Annotated in this window: 19 protein-coding genes; 8 read left to right on the forward strand and 11 right to left on the reverse strand. The window is 52.8% G+C overall.

What is annotated here, in order from left to right; genetic code table 11:
* Positions 1-64 precede the first annotated feature (64 nt).
* Positions 65-2,173, forward strand: a complete 2,109-nt coding sequence (foxA, locus tag OGV94_RS14950) for a ferrioxamine B receptor FoxA (RefSeq protein WP_087051671.1) — start codon at positions 65-67, stop codon at positions 2,171-2,173.
* Between the two features lie 99 nt (positions 2,174-2,272).
* On the opposite strand, the gene OGV94_RS14955 is transcribed toward foxA, so the two are convergent.
* From OGV94_RS14955 to OGV94_RS14970, 4 genes are all read right to left on the reverse strand, one after another.
* Positions 2,273-2,782, reverse strand: coding sequence for a hypothetical protein (locus OGV94_RS14955; RefSeq protein WP_223306664.1), 510 nt, complete (start codon positions 2,780-2,782; stop codon positions 2,273-2,275).
* 183 nt (positions 2,783-2,965) lie between these two features.
* Positions 2,966-4,063: a 4Fe-4S binding protein gene (locus tag OGV94_RS14960; protein WP_200007619.1), complete on the reverse strand. Its 1,098-nt coding sequence runs from the start codon at positions 4,061-4,063 to the stop codon at positions 2,966-2,968.
* A 219-nt stretch (positions 4,064-4,282) separates the two neighbouring features.
* On the reverse strand, positions 4,283-5,671 hold the full coding sequence (locus OGV94_RS14965; protein ID WP_286523694.1) for a diguanylate cyclase: 1,389 nt from the start codon (positions 5,669-5,671) through the stop codon (positions 4,283-4,285).
* A gap of 79 nt (positions 5,672-5,750) precedes the next feature.
* Entirely contained in the window at positions 5,751-6,383 is a 633-nt protein-coding gene (locus OGV94_RS14970) for a LysE family transporter (RefSeq protein ID WP_043015327.1), read from the reverse strand.
* 269 nt (positions 6,384-6,652) lie between these two features.
* Here OGV94_RS14970 and yahO point away from each other — a divergent pair, with 269 nt between their 5' ends.
* Complete coding sequence (yahO, locus tag OGV94_RS14975) at positions 6,653-6,928, forward strand: DUF1471 family periplasmic protein YahO (protein ID WP_003830901.1); 276 nt, start codon at positions 6,653-6,655, stop codon at positions 6,926-6,928.
* 32 nt (positions 6,929-6,960) lie between these two features.
* On the opposite strand, the gene prpR is transcribed toward yahO, so the two are convergent.
* Positions 6,961-8,571: a propionate catabolism operon regulatory protein PrpR gene (gene prpR / locus OGV94_RS14980; protein ID WP_286523697.1), complete on the reverse strand. Its 1,611-nt coding sequence runs from the start codon at positions 8,569-8,571 to the stop codon at positions 6,961-6,963.
* A gap of 252 nt (positions 8,572-8,823) precedes the next feature.
* Between prpR and prpB the strand changes: the two genes are divergently transcribed.
* The 4 genes from prpB to prpE all read left to right on the forward strand — a co-directional run bounded on the left by prpB (position 8,824) and on the right by prpE (position 14,416).
* On the forward strand, positions 8,824-9,705 hold the full coding sequence (prpB, locus tag OGV94_RS14985; RefSeq protein ID WP_043015329.1) for a methylisocitrate lyase: 882 nt from the start codon (positions 8,824-8,826) through the stop codon (positions 9,703-9,705).
* Between the two features lie 124 nt (positions 9,706-9,829).
* Positions 9,830-10,999, forward strand: coding sequence for a bifunctional 2-methylcitrate synthase/citrate synthase (prpC, locus tag OGV94_RS14990; RefSeq protein ID WP_043015330.1), 1,170 nt, complete (start codon positions 9,830-9,832; stop codon positions 10,997-10,999).
* A gap of 39 nt (positions 11,000-11,038) precedes the next feature.
* Positions 11,039-12,490, forward strand: coding sequence for a bifunctional 2-methylcitrate dehydratase/aconitate hydratase (locus OGV94_RS14995; protein ID WP_080625659.1), 1,452 nt, complete (start codon positions 11,039-11,041; stop codon positions 12,488-12,490).
* A gap of 39 nt (positions 12,491-12,529) precedes the next feature.
* Positions 12,530-14,416, forward strand: a complete 1,887-nt coding sequence (gene prpE / locus OGV94_RS15000; protein ID WP_080625658.1) for a propionate--CoA ligase — start codon at positions 12,530-12,532, stop codon at positions 14,414-14,416.
* Positions 14,417-14,460: 44 nt separating this feature from the next.
* Here prpE and OGV94_RS15005 read toward each other — a convergent pair whose 3' ends face one another.
* The 5 genes from OGV94_RS15005 to OGV94_RS15025 all read right to left on the reverse strand — a co-directional run bounded on the left by OGV94_RS15005 (position 14,461) and on the right by OGV94_RS15025 (position 21,120).
* Entirely contained in the window at positions 14,461-14,733 is a 273-nt protein-coding gene (locus OGV94_RS15005) for a YceK/YidQ family lipoprotein (RefSeq protein ID WP_080625657.1), read from the reverse strand.
* A 153-nt stretch (positions 14,734-14,886) separates the two neighbouring features.
* Positions 14,887-15,498, reverse strand: coding sequence for a galactoside O-acetyltransferase (lacA, locus tag OGV94_RS15010; RefSeq protein WP_087053101.1), 612 nt, complete (start codon positions 15,496-15,498; stop codon positions 14,887-14,889).
* 29 nt (positions 15,499-15,527) lie between these two features.
* Complete coding sequence (locus tag OGV94_RS15015) at positions 15,528-16,781, reverse strand: MFS transporter (RefSeq protein WP_043015335.1); 1,254 nt, start codon at positions 16,779-16,781, stop codon at positions 15,528-15,530.
* A 57-nt stretch (positions 16,782-16,838) separates the two neighbouring features.
* Positions 16,839-19,916: a beta-galactosidase gene (locus tag OGV94_RS15020; RefSeq protein WP_286523702.1), complete on the reverse strand. Its 3,078-nt coding sequence runs from the start codon at positions 19,914-19,916 to the stop codon at positions 16,839-16,841.
* 121 nt (positions 19,917-20,037) lie between these two features.
* Positions 20,038-21,120 (reverse strand): LacI family DNA-binding transcriptional regulator, encoded by a 1,083-nt coding sequence (locus tag OGV94_RS15025; RefSeq protein ID WP_199994274.1) that lies wholly within the window; start codon positions 21,118-21,120, stop codon positions 20,038-20,040.
* 164 nt (positions 21,121-21,284) lie between these two features.
* Between OGV94_RS15025 and OGV94_RS15030 the strand changes: the two genes are divergently transcribed.
* Positions 21,285-21,893, forward strand: coding sequence for a class I SAM-dependent DNA methyltransferase (locus tag OGV94_RS15030; protein ID WP_075145095.1), 609 nt, complete (start codon positions 21,285-21,287; stop codon positions 21,891-21,893).
* A 35-nt stretch (positions 21,894-21,928) separates the two neighbouring features.
* On the opposite strand, the gene OGV94_RS15035 is transcribed toward OGV94_RS15030, so the two are convergent.
* Positions 21,929-22,504: a hypothetical protein gene (locus OGV94_RS15035; protein WP_075145094.1), complete on the reverse strand. Its 576-nt coding sequence runs from the start codon at positions 22,502-22,504 to the stop codon at positions 21,929-21,931.
* Between the two features lie 414 nt (positions 22,505-22,918).
* Between OGV94_RS15035 and OGV94_RS15040 the strand changes: the two genes are divergently transcribed.
* Positions 22,919-24,556 (forward strand): ShlB/FhaC/HecB family hemolysin secretion/activation protein, encoded by a 1,638-nt coding sequence (locus tag OGV94_RS15040; protein WP_286523942.1) that lies wholly within the window; start codon positions 22,919-22,921, stop codon positions 24,554-24,556.
* Positions 24,557-24,558 lie beyond the last annotated feature (2 nt).

Here is a 24,558-nt window from a genome sequence, read left to right on the forward strand (position 1 = left end):
ACCTGGCATCCGGCATAGCTATCTCCGTCAGTAAAAAGGTAATAATTCTCACTTACAATTAGACATGCCTTTGGAGATATTCATGTTCGCGAAGACTCGCTTGGCGCTGCTGGTGGGATGGGTTACCGGCAGCGTGGCTTTTCCTCTGCTGGCGCAGGAAACAACAAAAAACGATACGGTGGTTGTCACCTCACAGATGCAGAGCGGGGCCACGAAGCTTGCCACGCCGGATATTGAAACGCCGCAGTCGGTATCGATCGTTACCCGTGAACAATTTGAAGAGCAGGGCGCAACCAGCGTGCGCCAGGCCGTCAGCTATACGCCGGGGGTGTACAGCAATCAGATTGGCGCTTCCAATCGCTTTGACTACATCGTGCTGCGCGGCTTTTCTGACGGCAGCCTGGACAACGTCTATCTCGATGGTCTGAAGATGATGGGCGACACCAACTCTCACAGCTCGCTGGTGGTCGATCCGTGGTTCCTCGAAGATATCGAAGTGGTACGCGGCCCGGCTTCCGTACTGTATGGCCGCTCCTCTCCGGGCGGTATTGTGGCGCTGACCTCACGTAAGCCATCGTTTGATGCGGGTGGAGAAGTAAAGCTGTTTGCCGGCAACAATAACCAACGCGGCGCGGCGTTTGACGTCACCGGGGCGCTGGATGATAACGATCGCGTGGCGGCGCGACTGAGCGGAATGACGCGTTACGCGGACTCGCAGTTTGGTCCATTGAAGGAAGAACGTTATGCGCTGATGCCCAGCCTGACCTGGCGCATCACCGACCAGACGCGTCTGGATCTGATGGCCTATCTGCACCGTGACCCGGAAGGCGGTAGCCATTCTGGTCTGCCGTATGACGGCACCGTGGTTCCGCATTACGGACAAAAGATCTCCAACACCTTTTACGAAGGCGAGGATGATTATGATAAATACGATCGCCGTGAAAACATGGTGGGCTACAACATTGAGCACCTGTTTGATAACGGCTGGTCGGTGCGGCAAAAGCTGCGCTACCTGCATACCGACGTGGAGCTGAACCAGGTCTATGCGGCGGGCTGGCTGAATGAAACCGAACTTAATCGCGGCTACTCCGGCTCCGATGAAAAAATGTCGGCGATTACGTTGGATAACCAGCTCGACGGCAGCTTTGATACCTGGCAGGTTAACCACCGTCTGCTGGTGGGGATCGACTATCAGGATCGCAGCAATAATACCACTGGCTACTACGGCGCGTTCCCGCCGATTAACGCCTTTAATCCGGTGTACGGCGCGAAGCCTGATTACATCGACATGTATGCGCGCGAAAAGCACAAGCTGCGTCAGACGGGGTACTATTTACAGGATCAGATGTCATGGGATCGCTGGCGTATTACGCTTGGCGGTCGCTACGATCAGGTCAGCGTCTCTAACATTGATAAGATCAACGATACCCGCAGCGATCTGGATAAAAACAACTTCAGTACCCGCGCCGCGCTGCTCTATTTATTCGATAACGGCTTTGCGCCGTACGTGAGTTATTCCACTGCCTTTACGCCAACCAGCTTTGCCGATGAGAACGGTAATCTGCTGGATCCGATGAAAGGCAAGCAGTGGGAAGCCGGGCTGAAATATGAGCCGGAAGGGCTCAACAGCCAGTTCAGCGCATCGGTATTCCGTATCAATCAGACGAATATCGCCACCAAAGAAGAGCCGACCGATCCGTACCGCTCGATTGGGGAAATTGAATCTGAAGGGGTGGAACTGGAGGCAATTAGCCAACTGACGGATAGCTTCCGTTTGCAGGCGGCGTATACCTATACCGACATTCGCTATAAGAAAAGCAGCCCGGAAGAGCAGGGTAAGCGCGCAGTGTATGCCCCGCGTAACCAGGCCAGTACCTGGCTGAGCTACGATGTGAAAAGCGGCCCGCTGGACGGCCTGACGTTGGGCTCAGGCGTACGTTATGTGAATGGTATTGCCAGCGATCGCCTGAATACTCACACTCTGCCGTCCTACACGCTGGTGGATATGGCAATTGGCTACGACTTAACGAATATCGGCATTAAAGGATTGAGCGCACAGTTGAACGTCAACAACCTGACCGACAAGCGCTACGTTGCGGCCTGTAACTCGCTCTCGTACTGCTACTTCGGCGCCGAGCGCAGCATTGTTGGTAGCGTTTCGTGGAAGTTCTGATGCTTTAGCCGGATGCGGCGCTGGTGCCTTATCCGGCCTCCGGCAGTGCGCAAAATGTATGCCTGATAAGCGCAGCGCATCAGGCATAGTGGATTGCGGCTATTTTGTAAAACCGTTTTGCATACAAATTTGCGCGCTGGTTCTCAGCGTAAAGGCGACCTTGTCCGGGTACTGACTGTAGTAGTTATGCTCTTCTTCCAGCCCTTTGGCCTGCGCCAGGCGTACCGTTTCCAGCGAGCAGGTACGGTAGACCAGGTCTTTATTCATATTGGTCTGCTTTTCGCGCTGTTTATCTGCAGACAGCGCCAGCCAGCTTTCGGACAGCGAGTAATCGTAGACCACCCGATTTCCTTTCGCCTGCACGTTCTCAATGGTAATGAATTCGTCGATTTTCAGCCTTGGCTGCCCACGCATTTTTTTCTTGTCTTCTGCGGCGGCGTATTGGGCCAGCGCATTAATATCCATGCTGGCTATTTTCTGCTTATAAATATCGACATAGGCGGCGGGTTGCTGATAATGCTGAGCGTAGGCGTTTCTTAATTCTCCGTCGCTCATCGTACAGCCCGCCAGAAATAAAGGTAATAGCAGTGCCAGTTTTATTTTAGTCATGATGTTATCCCGTTCATTATTGTGGTCCCAGTCGCCCATAACAGAATAGAGAAATGATTACGGGTGATAGTTAAGGTTGTATAAACGAGGACACGATGACACAAGTTCAATAGTCTTAAAATGATGTAACAGGCGGGAAACCCTGCCAGAATTGGCAGGGTTTTTGAACAGACTGATAAAGAATTAATGGCCGATCATGTTTGCTTTCGGGATCAGCTGGAAATACATGTGATCGGGTACCGGTGTATCCCAGACATTGGCATATACAGCGTAACCAATAGTGGCAAACAGAATTCCCAGCACCAGTATTGTCATAGCAACACCCGACAGCGCCGTCTGGCGCCATAATGGTTTACCACCGTTGCCTTGCGCACCTGGCGGTGTCTGCAGGGAAAAGCTCAGCGTTGAGGCTACCGGGCAGGATTCAACGCAGGTCATGCAGCCAGTGCATTCCACGGTTCGCACCTGAATCAGCCTGTCTACCGGGATATTAGACGGGCAGTTTTTCGCGCATTTCCCGCAGTCGATGCAACTGTCGGCATTGCGGCGGATTTTTAACGGTGAGAGCAGCGAGAAAAGCCCAAGCAACGCGCCGTAAGGGCACAGATAACGACACCAGGCGTTGCGAATAAACAGACTCAGAATGCTGATAACCACCACGGAGATAAGCGTGGCGGAGCCAATATGGCGAAAGAAATCGAGCATCTTGACATCGATAATGATGCCATAGGCTGAGGTCAGAAAATATTGGATCCCCTGGGCGGGCATCGACAGGGCGATATACAAGAAGAAGCTCAGCAGCAAATACTTCAGGCTGAGCAGCGGGATATCCAGCCAGCGCGGCAACGTGAAGTTGCGACCGAATAATTTTTTGCCCAGATTGCCGAGCAGTTCGGAAAGCGTGCCCACCGGACATAACCACGAACAGAAGGCTTTTTTTAACAACAGGCTGATCAGGATAAACGCAACTAACAGCAGCATGGAGGCGGCATGGATGGGCGGAAGAAAACCGGTCTCCAGGGTATAGCGGATATTCATTAAGCCCGCTATCGGTAGCCATCCCTCAATACCGCCGGGCCTTGGTACATAGACGCTGGTACCGGCGGTTTCGAAATAGCGGACCCAATACCAGAACGTCACGCCAATATAAATATTGATAGCCAGCAGGAGAAATTGGGTGGCTTTTCGCCAACTGCTGGCATTGCGCCAGTCATTCCAGGGCAGTTTGCCTCCGGTCGTGCCTGGGCGGCGCTGCCAGCGCGTTCTCTTCTTCCCGTTCATGATTTTATGCTGTCCCTCATATTTCCCCTTCTGCATTCAGAAGGCGTCATCACCGGGATATGCTAGCGCTATTCAGATTTGGTGTATTTGATTTGCATCTTATTACGCGACTGTTATTTTTATCATGCGAAAATACCTGAATAATAATAACAGCCCGATATTTATCACAGGTCAGATAAATACCCTGAACGGGGTATTTATTTCTCTGCAGGGCAATGGTTATTCCTGATAAACCTCAACGCGGTCACGACCATTACTTTTTGCCTGATAAAGTGCGCGATCGGCTTTATCAACCAGTTGTTTGTAGTCGGGATGATAGTCATATTCGGCAATACCGATACTGACGGTAATAGAAAACGTTTCTGTCGCAGAGGCGGCCATGCGCATCCCGGCAATTTTCATACGCAGCGTTTCCAGAATAATACTGGCCTGCGATTCATCTGACTCGACGAGCAGAATCATAAATTCTTCACCACCGTAGCGGAACACGTAATCGCTGCTACGGATATGATCATAAATAACCGCCGCGACGCTTTTGAGCGTCAGATCACCGGTATTATGTCCGAAGTTATCGTTAATTTGCTTAAAGTAGTCGATATCCAGCATTGCCAGGCTAAAAGGCTTACGCGCATGTAACGCCAGCGAGATTTCGCGTCGCATGATGGTCGGAATAAAGCGGCGGTTAAGCAACTGGGTCAGCGAATCTTTACCATTTTCCTGCTTAACCAGCGCCTCAAACATTGAGGCGAGCAGGAAATGGATTTTTGCTGAGAGCTGGCGAACATCCTGTAATAAGCTCATCCGTTCGGGCTCTGTCGGTTGATGCTGAGGTGACAGGGTGGTCGTCAGACGAGTGTCGAACTCTGCAATCAGTGATTCCATTTCGTTGAGCAAATTGCTGTTGCCAAGAATATGTTTTCCCTTATGCGAGAACCACATACCAAAATCAGAGTTCGCCAGAAATACCATTTCACCGAAAGGCATTGCGGTGGCAATGTTATAGATAAACTGGTTTTCCCAGTCAGTAAACGAACGGATTTGCCGCTCACGCTCGACGTTAACGTCATCGTAAATAGTCTGCAGACGATACTGCTCCTGAGTATGCAGCGAGTTTTGATGGCTTGGGGAATAGGAGACTGTCATGGCCTCCAGTGCGGTATCCATTGCCAGACTGCTGAAACAGATAGCATCGCTCAGCAGAGAGGACGAATAGTCCGCTTTGGTTTTCAACACCCGATACAGCTCATCTTTGAGCTTACGCGCGCCGCGGTTCACCAGATCGATGGGCAGACCGATGCGGGCATGCACCACGCCAATTTTGCGTTGTTTGGCCAGCAGTTGCGAGAGATCTTCATGCGCGCTGCCAAGGACGCTGCGCAGCCAGTCAAACATGCTGCCGCTGAGGCGGGTACTGACCTGTTCTGTATTGAGGAATAATGCGCTCTGGGCGTGGGAGAGCATATAGTCATAAAAAACGGTTACTAAATGGCGGATCTCTTCATCGCTTAACGATGTCAGGAGCGTGTGAACTTCAGGCGATGTTTGTCGTATCAGCGCCTGCCATTCTGTAAGGAGTAATGTGTCGTTTACCGGTTCAACCTGTTCCATCTCACTGCCACTCAACGTGCGATTAAAAATTCAGGCGGTATTACGGACAATTACCTCACGATGGTCAAGTTAAACTCTCTTATCGATGGCTAATACCTTCATAAATAAGCCTGAGCGCGAAGACACCGATAATGGCGCCAATCACCCGGCTGGCAACCCGCTGGATTCGGCCATAAGCACGGCGCACGGCGGGCAATGAAAACGCCTGACTGAGAAAAATACGCCAGATAACGGAAGACAATATTATGCCTGCCCAGGCCATCAACCTGGCCCACGTTGGTGTGTCAGCGCTTAAGGTGACCGAGAAGATACTAATAAAAAACAGCACGGTTTGCGGATTAGATAAATCCGTTAATAATCCACGGCGGAAAAACACATACCACGGGGCGGAAAGCGGCTGTTGTAACGTTGCCATTTGCGGCGTAGCCTGATGCCGGATGCTGTTCCAGGCGAACCACAGCAGATAGGCGCCGCCGACAATCTTAATCAACGAAAAGATCTCTTCACACTGGGTGATAAGCGTCGCCATACCAAAGAGCCCGAGGCCGGAGTAAAACGCATCGCCTAAGGCCACGCCCAGACCGGTCATGACGCCTGCGCGTCGTCCTGACGCCAGGCTGGTTTGCACCACCACAAACAGATTCGCGCCGGGATTAAAAAAAGTTAAAACAAACAGGCTGACGGTGAGTATGACGGCGTGCAGAGGTTCCATAGACAACGTATCCATTAGTGAGGGCGGAAGCAGGGTCAGCTAACACTATAATTTTAGTATCCACGTCATTCTGCGTATTCACTCACACTGCGCGTTGAAAACGCAGCGCCGCTGCGTTTTGCGTATTTAACGATTAGCAAAATATCTTTATATTTCCGCCTGCTCTGGATCTTTTTATCAGCCTGAACTACTTATTAATCATCCTTGACTCGCGTGTCGAATGTTCAGGGGGCGATGATGGCATATATAACAAAACCTGGAGCTTTTATATGAAAACTGGATATAAAGTACTTATTGGTGCGTTAGCTTTAGTTTTTTCCAACGCCTATGCTGCGGAATTTATGACAAAACTTGAGTTTGAAAAGGTTGAGTCGCAGTACACAAAAATCGGTGATATTTCAACGAGTAATGAAGTTTCTGTTGCAGATGCTAAAGAAGAGCTGCTGAAGAAAGCTGAAGAGAAAGGCGCTGATGTGGTGGTATTAACCTCCGGCCAAACGGATAACAAAATCCATGGCACAGCTAATATTTACAAGAAAAAATAACGCGCTGCTGTGAAAAATACGCCACCCGTCGGTCATTGTACTGGCGGGTTTTCTTTTAATCTGCGCCAGAACGTGGTTCTGCTAATTCCGAGATAGCGTGCAGCCGCGGTTTTATCACCATTGAATTGTGCCAGCACCTGCTGCGGCGTCAACGATGTGGATAGCTGCGGGGAGTCAGCAGCAACGACCAGTTCCGGTAACAACTGCTGCAGGAATTGTATATTCAGCTCAGGCTGCGGCTCGACGCTTAAAAAAAGCGCCAGACGCTCCATCATATTACGCAGTTCGCGGATATTTCCCGGCCAGCCATAATTGAGCAACGTCGGTTGACTCAGCCCCAGCCCCTTACGCACGGGTTCAGAAAACGGCACATCCAGCTCCGCCAGCGACTGTTTTAAAAAGCCTTCCGCCAGCGGCAGGATGTCGGGCAACCGCTCGCGTAGCGGCGGCAGCTTAAGGCGTAAAATGCTCAGGCGATAAAACAGATCGGTACGAAACTCTCCCTGCTTCATCTCCTGCTCCAGATTACAGTGAGTGGCGCTAATCACACGTACATCGACCGGAATCGGCTGATGTCCACCGACCCGGGTAACCTCTTTTTCTTCCAGCACGCGCAGTAGTCGGGTTTGTAACGGCAGCGGTATCTCGCCTATTTCATCAAGAAACAGCGTTCCGCCGTGAGCGATTTCAAACAGGCCCGCACGTCCTCCCCGACGGGAGCCGGTAAAAGCGCCATCTTCATAGCCAAACAGTTCAGCTTCCAGCAATGATTCAGTGATTGCCCCGCAGTTGACAGCAACAAACGGCGGCGAGGGCTTCCCGCGGCGATTGTCCTGACGGGTGAAAAACTCACGGTGAATGGCCTGCGCCGCCAGCTCTTTGCCCGTGCCGGTTTCGCCCTGAATCAGCACCGGCGCACGCGAACGGGCGTAGAGCATAATGGTGTGCCGCACCTGTTCCATTTGCGCAGAGTGACCGCGCATATCCCCCAGCGCATAGCGGGTGCGTAGCGTATCGCCAGAGGCGTACTGACCGTGTCTGCGCAGCGTCAGCCGGGTCATATCCAGCGCATCGACAAAAGCCTGGCGCACGGTAGCTGCTGAATAGATAAAAATACCGGTCATGCCTGCTTCTTCCGCCAGGTCGGTGATCAACCCCGCGCCGACCACTGCCTGCGTGCCGCTGGCCTTCAGCTCGTTGATTTGCCCACGGGCATCTTCTTCGGTGATATAGCTGCGCTGTTCAAGCTGCAAATTGAAGGTCTTTTGAAAGGCGAGAAGCGCAGGGATGGTTTCCTGATAGGTAATGACGCCAATCGACGAGGTGAGCTTTCCCGCTTTTGCCAGCGCCTGTAGCACGTCAAACCCGCTGGGTTTAATCAGGATCACCGGAATCGATAAACGGCTTTTCAGATATGCTCCGTTGGAGCCCGCGGCAATGATGGCATCACAGCGCTCGGTGGCCAACTTCTTGCGGATATACGTCACCGCCTTTTCGAAACCAAGCTGAATAGGGGTGATGGTCGCCAGATGGTCGAACTCGAGGCTGATGTCGCGAAACAGTTCGAACAGACGCGTGACCGAAACCGTCCAGATAACCGGTTTGTCATCGTTCACCCGTGGCGGAAGATGCGTATCAGCCATAACCAACCCAAAAAGTAAGGAACCGAGTATTAGGGTTTAGTTGTGTTTCATAAATGTTGCAATGAAACGTGAAGGAACGTTTCTTGAAACGATAGCTGACACGCTTTTGTGCAACACAGAGACAATGATTGACCTTAACATATTGTTTTTAAATTAAAATTCATAAATTAATTAAAAATTAAGGTCTTTGGCATACCCCTTGCTTTAAGTAAATCAACGAATGCTAACAAGTTGATAACAAGAGGACGGGATATGTCTCTACACTCCCCAGGGCTGGCGTTTCGCGCCGCGCTCAGCAAAGAAAATCCATTACAAATCGTAGGCACCATCAACGCCAATCACGCTCTGCTGGCCCAACGCGCCGGATATCAGGCAATTTACCTCTCTGGCGGCGGCGTCGCGGCGGGCTCTTTGGGTCTGCCGGATCTCGGTATTTCTACCCTTGATGACGTGTTGACTGATATTCGTCGCATTACTGACGTTTGCCCGCTGCCGCTGCTGGTGGATGCAGATATCGGTTTTGGATCGTCAGCGTTCAACGTGGCGCGAACCGTGAAGTCGATTGCCAAAGCCGGTGCCGCCGCGCTGCATATTGAAGATCAGATCGGCGCCAAGCGTTGCGGTCATCGCCCGAACAAAGCGATCGTCTCGAAAGAAGAGATGGTCGACAGGATCCGCGCCGCCGTGGATGCGCGTACCGATCCCAACTTTGTCATCATGGCGCGAACCGATGCGTTGGCGGTGGAAGGGTTAGAGGCGGCTATCGATCGTGCCCAGGCATACGTTGAAGCGGGTGCGGACATGCTGTTCCCGGAAGCCATTACCGAACTTGCGATGTACCGCCAGTTTGCCGATGCGGTACAGGTGCCGATCCTCGCCAATATTACCGAATTTGGCGCTACGCCGCTGTTCACCACCGATGAACTGCGCAGCGCGAACGTCGCGATGGCGCTGTATCCGTTGTCAGCCTTCCGCGCCATGAACCGCGCGGCGGAAAAGGTTTATAACGTGCTGCGTCAGGAAGGAACGCAAAAGAGCGTTATCGACATTATGCAGACGCGCAACGAACTGTACGAAAGCATCAATTACTACCAGTTCGAAGAGAAACTCGACGCGCTGTACACAAAAAAGTAGCCACGTAGGCCTGATAAGGCGAAGCCGCCATCAGGCAATGCCGGATGGCACTGCGTTTATCCGGCCTGCGTAGCTACTCGCACACCCTCAGCACCCTACATATTATAAAAATGACGAGGACAACATGAGCGACACAACGATCCTGCAAAACAGTACCCATGTCATTAAACCTAAAAAATCGGTTGCGCTGTCAGGCGTCACCGCCGGAAATACCGCGCTGTGCACCGTAGGAAAAAGCGGTAACGACCTGCACTATCGCGGCTACGATATTCTCGACCTGGCGCAGCAGTGCGAATTTGAAGAAGTTGCGCACCTGCTGATCCACGGAAAATTGCCTACCCGCGATGAACTCAACGCCTACAAGATTAAATTAAAAGCGCTGCGTGGATTGCCCGCTAACGTGCGTACCGTGCTGGAAGCGCTACCTGCCGCCTCGCATCCGATGGACGTGATGCGCACCGGCGTCTCCGCGCTGGGCTGTACGCTGCCGGAAAAAGAGGGGCATACCGTTTCCGGCGCACGCGATATTGCCGACAAGCTGCTGGCGTCGCTCAGTTCAATCCTTCTGTACTGGTATCACTACAGCCATAACGGCGAGCGCATTCAGCCGGAAACCGACGATGATTCCATCGGCGGCCACTTTCTGCACCTGCTGCATGGCGAAAAGCCGTCGCAAAGTTGGGAAAAGGCGATGCATATTTCGCTGGTGCTGTATGCCGAGCATGAATTTAACGCTTCCACCTTTACCGGTCGCGTGATTGCAGGGACAGGCTCCGATATGTATTCCGCCATTATCGGGGCGATTGGCGCACTGCGCGGGCCGAAACATGGCGGAGCGAATGAAGTGTCGCTGGAGATCCAGCAGCGCTACGAAACGCCGGACGAAGCTGAAGCGGATATCCGTAAACGCGTTGAAAACAAAGAGGTGGTGATTGGCTTTGGCCACCCGGTTTACACCATCGCCGACCCGCGTCATCAGGTGATTAAACGCGTGGCGAAACAGCTTTCTCAGGAAGGCGGTTCACTGAAAATGTACAACATCGCCGACCGCCTGGAAGAGGTGATGTGGGAAACGAAAAAGATGTTCCCGAACCTCGACTGGTTCTCGGCGGTTTCCTACAACATGATGGGCGTCCCCACTGAAATGTTCACTCCGCTGTTTGTCATCGCCCGCGTCACCGGCTGGGCGGCGCACATCATCGAACAGCGCCAGGACAACAAAATTATCCGTCCTTCCGCCAACTATACCGGCCCGGAAGATCGCGAATTTGTCGCGATTGAAGAACGTTGCTAATACCAAACCTCGAAAGATAAAAAACAGGAAATGTACCCTATGTCTGCACATATTTCGAACGTCCGCCCGGAATTTGACCGTGAAATCGTTGATATCGTTGATTACGTCATGAACTACGAAATCACCTCGAAGGTGGCGTATGACACCGCGCATTATTGCCTGCTGGATACCTTAGGCTGCGGCCTGGAAGCGCTGGAATATCCGGCCTGTAAAAAACTGCTGGGGCCGGTCGTCCCCGGGACTGTGGTGCCGAACGGCGTGCGCGTTCCGGGCACCCAGTTCCAGCTTGACCCGGTGCAGGCGGCGTTTAATATCGGTGCGATGATCCGTTGGCTGGACTTTAACGACACCTGGCTGGCCGCGGAATGGGGCCATCCTTCCGATAACCTCGGCGGTATTCTGGCTACGGCTGACTGGCTGTCGCGCAATGCGGTGGCGGTGGGGAAAGCGCCGTTAACCATGAAAAAAGTGTTAACCGGAATGATTAAAGCCCATGAAATTCAGGGCTGTATCGCGCTGGAAAACTCTTTTAACCGCGTAGGTCTCGATCACGTCCTGTTGGTCAAAGTGGCCTCGACGGCGGTGGTTGCCGAGATGCTTGGCCTGAGCCGGGATGAAATTCTTAACGCCGTGTCGCTGGCATGGGTCGACGGCCAGGCGCTGCGTACCTATCGTCATGCGCCAAATACCGGCACGCGTAAATCCTGGGCGGCAGGCGATGCCACCTCGCGTGCGGTACGTCTGGCGCTGATGGCGAAAACCGGTGAGATGGGATACCCGTCCGTACTGACGGCGAAAACCTGGGGCTTTTATGACGTCTCTTTTAAAGGTGAGTCGTTCCGCTTCCAGCGCCCGTACGGTTCTTACGTAATGGAAAACGTGCTGTTTAAAATCTCCTTCCCGGCCGAGTTCCACTCGCAGACTGCGGTAGAAGCGGCAATGACGCTATACGAGCAACTGCAGGCCGCAGGTAAAACGGCGGCGGATATCGAAAAAGTGACCATTCGTACGCACGAAGCCTGTATCCGCATCATCGATAAAAAAGGTCCGCTCGATAACCCCGCGGATCGTGACCACTGTATCCAGTATATGGTCGCTGTTCCGCTGCTGTTCGGGCGTTTAACGGCGGCAGATTATGAAGACGGCGTGGCGCAGGACAAACGCATTGATGCCCTGCGCGAGAAGATCAACTGCTTTGAAGATCCGGCCTTTACCGCCGATTATCACGACCCGGAAAAACGCGCCATCGCCAACGCCATCACCCTGGAATTCACCGACGGTTCACGTTTTGAAGAAGTGGTAGTGGAATACCCAATCGGCCACGCGCGCCGTCGTAACGACGGCATGCCGAAGCTGGTCGAGAAGTTCAAAATCAACCTGGCGCGTCAGTTTCCGACCCGTCAGCAGCAGCGCATCCTGGATGTCTCCCTGGACAGAACTCGCCTGGAGCAGATGCCGGTCAATGAGTATATGGATTTATTTGTTATCTGAAACCCGACTCATCAGGCGTAAGTTCAACAGGAGAGCATTATGTCTTATAGCGAGTTTTATCAACGTTCGATTACGCAGCCGGAGTCGTTCTGGGCCGAGCAGGCCCAGCGTATTGACTGGCAGCAGCCGTATACGCAGGTACTGGATCACAGCAACCCGCCGTTTGCCCGCTGGTTTTGCGGCGGCACGACCAATCTGTGCCATAACGCCATCGATCGCTGGCTGGACAAACAGCCCGAGGCGCTGGCGCTGATTGCGGTGTCATCAGAAACCGAAGAAGAACGCACGTTTACCTTTCGTCAGCTGTATGACGAAGTAAACGTCGCGGCGGCGATGCTGTTGTCGCTGGGCGTACAGCGCGGCGATCGGGTACTGGTTTATATGCCGATGATCGCCGAGGCGCACATTACGCTGCTGGCCTGCGCGCGCATTGGGGCGATCCATTCGGTGGTGTTCGGTGGTTTCGCCTCGCACAGCGTGGCAGCGCGCATCGACGACGCCCGACCGATGGTTATCGTTTCGGCGGATGCCGGGGCGCGCGGCGGCAAGATCCTGCCGTATAAAAAGCTGCTCGATGATGCGATCGATCAGGCGCAGCACCAGCCGCGTCATGTGGTGCTGGTCGATCGCGGTCTGGCGAAAATGGCGCGGGTCGAGGGGCGTGACCTTGACTTTGCCGCCCTTCGCCAACAGCATCTCGGGGCGCGGGTGCCAGTTGTCTGGCTGGAATCAAACGAAACGTCCTGCATTCTCTACACCTCCGGGACAACCGGCAAACCGAAAGGCGTCCAGCGCGACGTTGGCGGCTATGCAGTCGCACTGGCGACCTCGATGGACACCATTTTCGGAGGTAAAGCAGGCGGCGTGTTCTTCTGCGCGTCGGACATCGGCTGGGTGGTTGGACATTCCTATATCGTGTACGCCCCGCTGTTGGCGGGGATGGCGACGGTGGTTTACGAAGGGCTGCCAACGTATCCGGATTGCGGGGTGTGGTGGAAAATTGTTGAGAAGTATCAGGTCAGCCGGATGTTCTCGGCCCCGACCGCCATTCGCGTACTGAAGAAATTCCCGACCGCGCAAATCCGTAATCACGATCTTTCCTCGCTGGAAGTGCTGTATCTGGCGGGTGAGCCGCTGGACGAGCCGACCGCCAGTTGGGTCACGGAAACGCTGGGCGTCCCGGTTATCGACAACTACTGGCAGACCGAATCCGGCTGGCCGATTATGGCGATCGCCCGCGGGCTGGACGACAGATCGTCGCGCCTCGGTAGTCCAGGCGTGCCGATGTACGGCTATAACGTGCAGTTGCTCAATGAGGTGACCGGTGAACCTTGCGCGGCGAACGAGAAGGGGATGCTGGTGATTGAAGGGCCACTGCCGCCAGGCTGTATTCAGACCATCTGGGGGGATGACGCGCGGTTTGTGAATACCTACTGGTCACTGTTTTCCCGCCAGGTATACGCCACCTTTGACTGGGGGATTCGTGACGCGGACGGCTATTACTTTATTCTTGGTCGGACAGATGACGTCATCAACGTGGCCGGGCACCGGCTGGGGACGCGCGAGATAGAGGAAAGCATTTCCAGCTATCCAAACGTCGCCGAAGTGGCGGTAGTCGGCGTGAAAGACGCGCTGAAAGGGCAGGTGGCGGTCGCGTTTGTCATTCCGAAACAGAGCGACAGCCTGGAAGACCGCGACATTGCTCATTCGGAAGAGAAGGCGATTATGGCGCTGGTGGACAGTCAAATTGGTAACTTTGGCCGTCCGGCGCACGTCTGGTTTGTATCGCAACTGCCGAAAACACGCTCCGGCAAAATGCTCAGACGAACGATTCAGGCGATCTGCGAAGGCCGCGATCCTGGCGATCTGACGACCATTGACGATCCCGCGTCGTTACAGCAAATCCGTCAGGCGATCGAGGAGTAGCGTCGTGTTATGCCCGGTGGCGCAATGCTTACCGGGCCTGCATTTTAATCCGCTTTCTTATACGGTCCGTGATAGTAATCAAACGGTGCATAAAGCGTATCGGCCACGAACGATAACGGCACATCAACAAATAACAGTGCTAAATCGAAATAGTTATAATCGTAAGCGCCCGGGTTTTTTAGTTTATCAATATCATGGTGCATACCCACGTAATACGTATCTGAATCCTCACCTGCCGTGCGTGCATCAATGCTGCCGCATCCTGAAAGTAATACGCTGATAAAGAGCGTTGTTACCGCAACCGTCTTTTTGCTCATGCTATGACCTGGCTTCTCGCCCCGTTTTATCATAACGGTAAAAAAGCGGCTGGTTGTCCTCGGAACTTAAACTACCAGGTCAGGATACATCATGTGAGGATTGCACATCGTAGGCCGGATAAACCACGTGAGTGGTGCATCCGGCATGACGGTTTAAATTGACGGATCCACTTTATAATTTTGGTAATAGTACTCTCTATCTCGTTCGTTAATGTTTCTTATTACCCGGCAAGGAACCCCCACGGCTACGACATCTGGCGGAATGTTTTTTGTGACCACGCTCCCCGCGCCAATAACGGAATTATCGCCAATCGTTATGCCCGGGTTGATGACTACGTTACTGCCAATCCATACGTTATTGCCGAGGATGACCGGAAAGGAAAACATCTCTCCGGATTTCCTTAATTCGTGGTGAACAGGGTGACCCGTTACCGTGATCGTGACGTTTGGCGCAATTAAAACGTTATCGCCAATGGTGACCGTGTAATCATCCACAATGGTAAAGTTAAAATTGGCATAGAAATTTTTGCCAATGTGAATATTGCTGCCGTAGGAGAAATAAATGGGGGGCTCGATCCACGCATTCTCTCCCACGGTGGCAAACATTTCACGAATCAGTCTTTCCCTCTTTTCAACCTCCGATGGACGCGTATGGTTAAATTCATACATTAACTCTTTTCCGCGCAGTCTCTCCTGCGGCAGTCCCTCGCCCATATCGGTAAACAGCTTGCCTGCTTTTATTCGGTCTCTTATCGACATGCTCATCGAAGATATTCCCTCTGTGTCATTGGTCTTCAGGCTTGTTTACTTGCTGGAGTGAAAACGCGGGAAAACGGTCCCGGCCCGCTAAGGGTGAATACGGAAATTAGCGTGAAGCTCAGCGCAATGATCCCCAGCACCAGATACGCCCCCTGGAAACCAATGCTTTCATACATTTTTCCGGCCAGAACTGACATGAAAATCATGGCTAACTGTTTGAAGAAGCAGAAACACACCAGGTAAATCGTGGCCGAGAAACGCACTTCAAACTGACTGGTGATGTATTTGAAGCAACCGACAATCAGGAACGGTATCTCGAACATATGCAGCGTTTTGAGGATCACGACCTCCAGCGCAGTGGTGGCAAATGATGAACCAATGATCCGCACCGACATGATCGTACCGGCCAGCAGCAGGGCGTTCTTTCCGCCGATGCGGTTCACAATCAGCGGCGCAAAGAACATGATCGAGGCGTTGAGCAATTCCCCCATCGTCGTGACGTAGCCAAACACGCGGGTACCCTGTTCGCCGGTGGCAAAGAATGAGGTAAAGAAGTTGGCGAACTGCTGGTCAAATACGTCATAAGTGCAGGAAACGCCGACCACGTACAGGGAGAGGAACCAGAGTTTCGGTTGTTTGAATAATTCCAGCGCCAGCTTAAGGCTGAATGCCGAGTTGTTGGCACCTACCGCATCCGCGACTTTTGCTGAAGAGGGGGCATCTGTTTTTGAAAAGAGCAGCAGCAATGCCAGAATGACCGCACAGCCAGAACCTAACCAGAAGACAAACTGGTTATTGATGGTGAACATAATTCCGGCAATTGAGGCGCACAGCGCCCAGCCCACGCAGCCAAACATGCGCGCGCGACCAAATTCAAAGTTGCTTCGGCGGCTGGCCTTTTCAATATAGGCTTCAATCGCCGGAGCGCCGGCATTGTAAATAAAGCCAAGATAAATCCCGCCGACAATCGAACCCAGTAAAATATTAACCTGTAATAACGGGCCAAAAACGTAAATAAAGAACGGGGCAAACATTACCAGCATTCCGGTAATGACCCACAGCAGGTGTTTACGCAGGCCAAGCTTATCGGAAAGCAGTCCGAAAATTGGCTGGAATAATAACGAAAACAGTGAAATACAGGCGAAGATTATCCCGGTGTCACCTTTACTGATCTGATTTACATCGTGTAACCAGATAGGGAAGAAGGGGAAATAGGCACCCATAATGAAAAAGTAAAAGAAGAAGAAAAAGCCGAACATCCAAAAGTTAGTGTTTTTTAAATAATACATAACAGACTTCCTCAGGAAAAATAAGGGCAGGTCATAACCTGCCCATTATTATTATGTTTAACCCCAGATAACCTGGTAGTGATAACGTCCGGCGCTCAGCTGAAATTCCGGCGACACGGAAGGACTCCACGAATCATCGCCGCCGACGCCCATATGGAAGCCATCAATATTGAGCCAGGTGCCCGCCTCAGGTTGCAGCAGATGGCGGTGGCTGGTTTCCATCAGTTGCTGCTGGCTAAAGCGGCTGATGTTGAACAGGAAGTCTCCGCGCCACTGGTGCGCGCCGTAGTGCAGTTCACGCGTGCCGCAGCGCAAACCGTTTTCGCCCGGGAAAACATACGGGGTGTACATCTCATCTAGCGACAGATCCCAGCGATCGAAACAGGCGGCACTCAGGCGATCCGGGTAGTTCTCATGCGGACCGAGACCTAACCAGTTCACTCGCTCTGCGACCTGCGACAGTTGGCAGCTCAGGCCGATACGTGCCGGATGCGGCGTACCGCTGGCAACGTCGACATCCACCGTTATTTGCATTTCACCCTTGCCGTCGATGCGGTAGCTTTTTCGGCTGACGAACAGCGTTTCACCCTGATACTGCCACGCATGTTCGGTGGCGATCAGTACCGCATTGCTCAGCGTGTCGGCAGCACAGTGCAGTAACGTTGCTTCGACCTGATAATGACCGGCAGCCTTCCAGCGTTCAATCCAGGCATTAGGGTCGATGCGGGTTGATTCGCTCACGCCGATATCGTTATCCAGCGGCGCGCGGGTGAACTGGTCGGTCAGTGGGGTTAACAGTTGGGCTTTATCGCCAATCCAGTACTGTGTCAGCAGGCCAGACTGACGGTCGAATTGCCAGCGCTTGTTATCGTTCTCAACGGTAAAGATGTTTTCGCTAACGTTAAGCTGTGGCGCGAAACAGTGAGTTGGTAGCCGTGCCAGGCTGAGTTTTTCTTCCAGCTTCCACTGCTGCCAGGCGCTGATATGCCCGGCGTCTGACCACGCGGTTGCCTGAGGTTGTTCTACGCGCACCGTCAACCACAGCTGGCCAGCGGTTTCCGGCATCGGGACATCAGGCAGGGTAATCACCTGGCGGCCCTGTGGGGCGATATCCAGAACGATTTCTCCGGCGCCCAGCGGATTGCCGTCCTGAGCTATCGACCAGTGCAGAACTTCGTTATCGCTGCGGCGGAACAGATATTCGCTGGTCACTTCAATCTGGCGTTCAGCGCCCGGCAGTAACGTGAACTGGAAGAACTGCTGTTCATGTTTGGCCTCGTATAACGCCGGATGCGGAGTGCGATCGGCGAATACCAGTCCGTTCATGCAAAACTGACGATCGTTAGGTGTGTCGCCAAAGTCGCCACCGTAGGCTGACCATGCCTTGCCGTTATCATCATATTTAATCAACGACTGATCCACCCAGTCCCAGACAAACCCGCCCTGCAGGCGCGGATACTGACGGAACGCTTGCCAGTATTTGGCGAAGCCGCCAAAACTGTTGCCCATGGCGTGGGCGTATTCGCAGAGGATCAGCGGACGCTGCTCGCCGGGCATCGACAGCCACTTTTTAATCGACCATTTGGGGACTGCGGGGAAGGGCTGATCCTGATCTACGCGGGCGTACATCGGGCAAATAATGTCGGTCGCCGCGGTATTTGCGCCGCCGCCTTCATATTGTACCGGGCGTGACGGGTCTGCTGATTTTATCCAGCGGTAGAGTGCGTCGTGATTGACGCCATGGCCGGATTCATTGCCCAGTGACCAGATGATAATGCTCGGATGGTTGCGATCGCGTTGTACCATGCGCGTGACGCGCTGGCTCATGGCAGGCAGCCAGGCGGGATCGTCGGTGAGGCGGTTCATCGGCACCATGCCATGGGTTTCAATGTTGGCTTCGTCGACGACATACAGACCGTAGCGATCGCACAGGGTGTACCACAACGGATGGTTCGGGTAATGGGAGCAGCGCACGGCGTTAAAGTTATTCTGCTTCATCAGCAGAATATCCTGCACCATCGTCGCCTCGTCCATCACCTGGCCGTTGACCGGATGGTGCTCATGACGGTTGGTGCCGCGAATCAACAGCGGCTTACCGTTAAGTAACAGCAGGCCGTTTTCAATACCAACCTGACGAAAGCCGACGTCACAGGCTTCCGCTTCAATCAGCACTCCGCCCGCGGTGCGTAACTGCACAACGCCGCGGTACAGATTGGGGGTTTCGGCACTCCACAGCGCCGGCTTTTCGACGTTCATACGCAGGGTAACCCGGTCATGATAAGCGCCGCGTTCATCAATAATCTCGCTGCCGAGTGGGGAGGTCGTTTCGTGAGTGAGCGTTTCACCTTCCCACAATTGCAGGGTGACGCGTAACTCTTCGCTCGCGTTGCCCGCCACTCTGACTTCCGCCTCCAGTACGGCGCGGCTGAAGTCGTCGTTAAAATGGGTGTTAATACGCAGGTCGCAGATTTGCACAGTGGGCTTATGCAGCAAAGATACGTCGCGAAAGATCCCGCTCATGCGCCACATGTCCTGGTCTTCCAGATAACTGCCGTCGCTCCAGCGCAGCACCATCACGGCCAGACGATTTTCGCCGCGTAACAGATAATTGCTAAGATCGAACTCCGATGGCAGGCGGCTATCCTGACCGTAGCCGACCCAGCGGCCGTTGCACCACAGATGAAACGCGGAATTGACGCCGTCAAAAATAATGCGTGTCTGACCTTCATCTAACCACGCGTCTTCAATATTGAATGTGAGCGAGTAACATCCTGTCGGGTTCTGTGCCGGAACGTACGGAGGATTAACCGGGATTGGGTAGGTGACGTTGGTATAAATTGGCGCATCGTAACCGTCCATCTGCCAGTTAGAGGGAACGTTGATAGTGTCAGCCTGTGGCAGATCGCTTGTCAGCCAGCTTTCCGGCACTGCTTCCGGCGCGGGAAACCAGGCGAATTGCCACTGGCCATTCAGCGAACGTAACTGAGTCGAGCGCTGATTAGTACGCGCATCATCCGCTGAGCGCCAGCTACAGAACGGCGGGTGCGCCTCCAGACGGTTGAGCTGCGAGACGCCGGGATTTTCCCAGTCGCGACGTTTCAGAACAGCGGAGAGTGAATCAGTGTTCAGGTTCATAACGGTATCCTGTTTGAATTTGTTATTCGCTCACAATTTCAATCAAAATACGAATAAGCGATCCCAACTGTAAAGGATAGGGCGTTCAATGAGTGAACTGACTCACACAATTGTTATGCGTTCACAATTTTGGTGTGAGCTGAGAAACTTGCCGTGCCAGCTGGATCAGTGAATCTGCCAGCGCCTGGGGAGAGGTGGTTTGGGTATCGGGTGGCAGAACCGTTTTGCGCTTAACCAGGGTTACGGGCAGCAGTTGGTTGCCCACGCTCGATTCGCCACGGGGAAGTTGCAGAAGCCTGTCGACGCTGGTTTCACCCAATAACGGAAAATCTTGCCTGATGGTGGTCAGCGGTGGAATGTAGCAGGCGCTGTCCTCAGTGTCATCGTAGCCGATCACTGAGATATCCACCGCCACCCGCAGACCAAACTCGCTGATTGCCCGCATCGCGCCCAGCGCCATCTGATCGTTCGCGACCAGCATGGCGGTGGGGAGGTTACCGTCATTAAGCATATGCAGCGTTTGCTGAAAACCAGACATCGCGCTCCAGTCGCCTTCCAGCTCCGCGGTGGGTTGCAGCTGGTAGTGCGCCAGATATTTGTGCCACCCCGCATGCCGAAGCCTTGCCGAAACCGAAGTGTGCGGCCCGCTCAGCAGGGCGATCCGTTGATGTCCGTGCTGCACCAGATGCTCAACGCCGAGGCGCGCGCCGTCGTCATGGGAGAAAATCACGCTGTTAATTGGCGTCTGGTCAGAGACATCAAGAAACAGCACCGGCACCGTACCGCAGGCGGCAGCCACGGCAATGGCGTCTTCTTCATCCAGTGGATAGTTGATGATAAGCCCGGTTACGCGTTGAGAAAGCAGGTTATGCACCGCGGCTTTACATGCCTCAACGCCGCTGCGCTCGACCATGGCGATCACCACGCTGGCACCCGACTGGTCGGCGCGGGATTTTATGGCGGCAACGATTTGCGACGGGGCATGCAGGGCAAGGTTCGCCGTCACGACGCCAATCAGCGGCGTCTGTTTTCCCGCCAACTGTTGTGCGACGCGGTTAGGGATGTAATTGAGCTCCGCCATCGCGGCCTCAACTTTCTGTCGGGTTTTTGCGGAAACGTGGCTGGCCTGATTCACGACGCGCGAGACGGTCTGGTAAGAGACTCCTGCATGGTCTGCCACATCGTATAGCGTTACCGGTTTCACGTTTATCACCCCTTTCATGACGTTATCTGCGCGCTATGATGCCACAGCGGGACGGTTTTGGGGGATTTGCGCATGGGTTCTGCGAGGCGCATTCCAGGGTTGCGCCTTGTGTGCTGGAGGATTTATCGTCGTTGTGCTTAACAGAATAAAAAAGTGAGGACATTGTGAGCGATTCTGCGGCAAATAATATTCTGTCCATCTACCGACGCCATGCGGATGCCTTTGCCAGTCAGCGCTCACGCGCCCTGTTCGAGAAAAGCTGGCTGGATAAGTTCATCACCGTGATGTGCGGGCAGGGCAGCATTGTGGATATTGGCTGCGGCAACGGTCAGCCGATTGCCGGTTATTTTATCCAGCAAGGCTTTCAGCTTACGGGCATTGATGGTTCTCAGGCGATGCTGGCCCGCGCCCGGCACTCATTTCCCGCACAGCGCTGGCTGGAGCAAGATATGCGCGAGCTGGTGCTTAACGAGACGTTCGACGGCCTGATCGCCTGGGACAGTTTTTTCCATCTAACCCAGCAGGACCAGCAAAAGATGTTCCCGATCTTTGACCGCCTCAGCCATCCCGGTAGCGCGCTGATGTTTACCAGCGGTACGGACAACGGCATTGCCATGGGGCAATTTGAGGGCGAGCCGCTGTTTCACGCCAGCCTCGCGCCGGACGAATACCGCGCATTGCTGTCAGCGTATGGCTTTGCGGTGGTCGAGATGATGATGGAAGATCCGCACTGCGCCGGACATACCATCTGGCTGGCGCAAAAAAGAGGCTAAATCTCAAAGTATTATTCTGAAGTGTTTTTTTAAATCTACCGGAACTTGAGGGCTAGTAGGTTGTTTATTGTTTTATCCAGCTCTGAACCTTTTATTGGAGGGCATATTTCAGCATACTCTTTTACGTATTTCTGGCATGTGTTGACGACTTCTGGCTGGGGGAAAAAATATGCGGCGACTGAGAAATGGGAAAAAATTACTGAATAGAAAGTAATGCCAAGCCCCTGCGTCAAATATTCAACATCTTTGATACGCTCTGTTCCACAAACTGAGGGGATTTTTTTTATAACAGTGTCGTATCTGTCACGAAATTGTTCGTTAATAGTAGGGCAGGTTTCAGGGGAGGAACTGTTAAATGCCGCTATATCTATTTGCGCTGAGTAATCTTTCCCTTCTATTTTGGTTAGGATCATTAAAACAAAAGGTATGATTGTTAGAATAATTGAGGTGGTTGCTAAAAAAAGTTGGTATTGACTGTATTCATCGGAACGAAATTTATTGATGGTATAAATAGACAAGAAAAAACTCAGGGTTGCAATAAAACCATTGAACATGGCCAGAGTAAGGAAGAAAAGAACGATCGCGGAAGGCTTAATTATACTGATATTCATTTTTAATTATTCCATGTCTTTCAATACTATTACTTTACGACAATTAAGTTAAGCGATAATAGTACAATTTCCAGGTATTGCGTATTCCTCTTATTTAGTTTCAGGGGAGGGGGGACTTTTGGCACGATGCGTGTGGTGTCATCCTGGAGCGTTGTCCAGAAGATGAATGTGGGCAAATGGGCGACTAGCGATGAGATTGGGCCAACAGAGTAAGAATAATTTAATTTAAAAATATAAAAAATCCTAAAATGCAATAGGAATGAAGTGAAACAGCACTTAATGTCTTTACTTTTGTTTACATTTTGTGCTTTTTTAAAATGGTCGACTGTGCTTTGCAGTCAAGTTCGCTTTCGTACTTTTTTGGGGGTTGGGGTGACGTTCAGGGATGAAAGAAAGTTGGCATTACTGATTGGGATGTTAATTTTGCCGTTCACAACTGCTTCTGCCGCACCACTCTCTCCTGCGGATCGTAATACCATTCAGCAGCAACAGCAGCAGCTACTTAATGAAAACCAGCGTCAGCGTGAAGAGCTGGAGCGTAGCGTTACGTTGCCTGAAACCGTAACGCCGAAAACACCAGCCCGGGCTGAAGGGCCGTGTTTTATGATTTCGCGCATTGATATTGACGGCGCAACGAAGTTGTCCGCCGCTGCCTCGGCAAAGCTTATCGCGCCGTGGGTGAATCAATGCCTGGATATTCCCCGGCTGACGGAACTGACAAATGCAATTTCCGACTGGTATATCAGTCGAGGCTATATCACCAGTCGTGCCTTTTTAACCGAACAGGATCTCTCATCCGGGGTGCTGCATATCGCGGTGCTTGAGGGGAAATTGCAGCAAATACGTCTGGAAGGCGTCCCATCGCGCACTCTGCTGATGACCTTTCCCGGAATGGAAGGAAAAATTCTCAATCTGCGTGACATTGAACAGGGGATGGAGCAGTTGAACCGCGTTCGCCAGACGCCGGTGGAAATTGAAATTTTGCCGGGCAGTCAGCAAGGGTTCTCAATAGTTAACCTCACCGCCACGCCAGAATTTCCACTCAATGGTTCAGTAAGTTTTGATAACAGCGGGCAAAAGAGCACCGGAACCGGGCAACTCAGTGGTGCATTATTTTTCAATAATATGCTCGGCCTGGCAGATAAATGGTTTATCAGCGGCGGACGCAGCAGCGATTTTTCCAGTAGCAAAGATGCGCAGAACTTTGCAGCCGGTGTGAGTATTCCTTATGGCTACGGACTGCTTGATTACAGCTACAGCTGGAGTAACTACCTCAGCACTATTGATAACAATGGTTATGCCTGGCGTTCCACTGGTGATAGCGAAACCCATCGGTTGAACGGATCCTGGGTTTTGTTTCGCAATGGTGATGTCAAGACCGCTGCATCGCTGGGTCTCACGCATCGAATTAACCGTAACAAATTGAATGATGTCCTGCTGGAAACCAGTAGCCGCAAGCTTTCCAGCGTTTCGCTGGGCATCAACCATACGCAAAAAATTGCTTCTGGCGTTGCGACGTTTAACCCTTCATTCACCCAGGGCGTGCCGTGGTTTGGCGCAGAGGATGACAACGATAAACAGGGGGATGTGCCAAGGGCGGAATTTCGCAAATGGAGCGTCAATGGCAGTTTTCAGCGCCCGTTGGCAGAAAAACTGTGGTGGCTTAGCAGCGTCTATTTTCAATGGTCTGTGGACCGACTCTACGGCAGTGAACGCCTGACGCTGGGCGGAGAAACCTCCGTTCGCGGTTTTAAAGAACAATACATTTCTGGAGATAACGGCGGCTACTGGCGCAACGAAGTGAATTATTCGCTGTTTACGCTGCCGGTATTCGGACAGATTGGCGCGATGGCGGCATTCGACGGCGGCTGGCTGAAACAGGATAGCGTTGACAGGTATGCCTCCGGCACGTTGTGGGGGGCTGCGCTGGGATTAACCAGCTCAGGTCGCTGGTTTTCCACTCAGTTTACCGTAGGAACGCCAGTTAACTATCCGGACTGGCTGGCCCCGGATCATCTCAATGTGTATTACCGCGTTGCGGTGGCATTTTAAGG

Origin of the sequence: Citrobacter sp. Ce006 (genome assembly GCF_030336535.1) — a bacterium.
Lineage (GTDB): Bacteria > Pseudomonadota > Gammaproteobacteria > Enterobacterales > Enterobacteriaceae > Citrobacter > Citrobacter europaeus.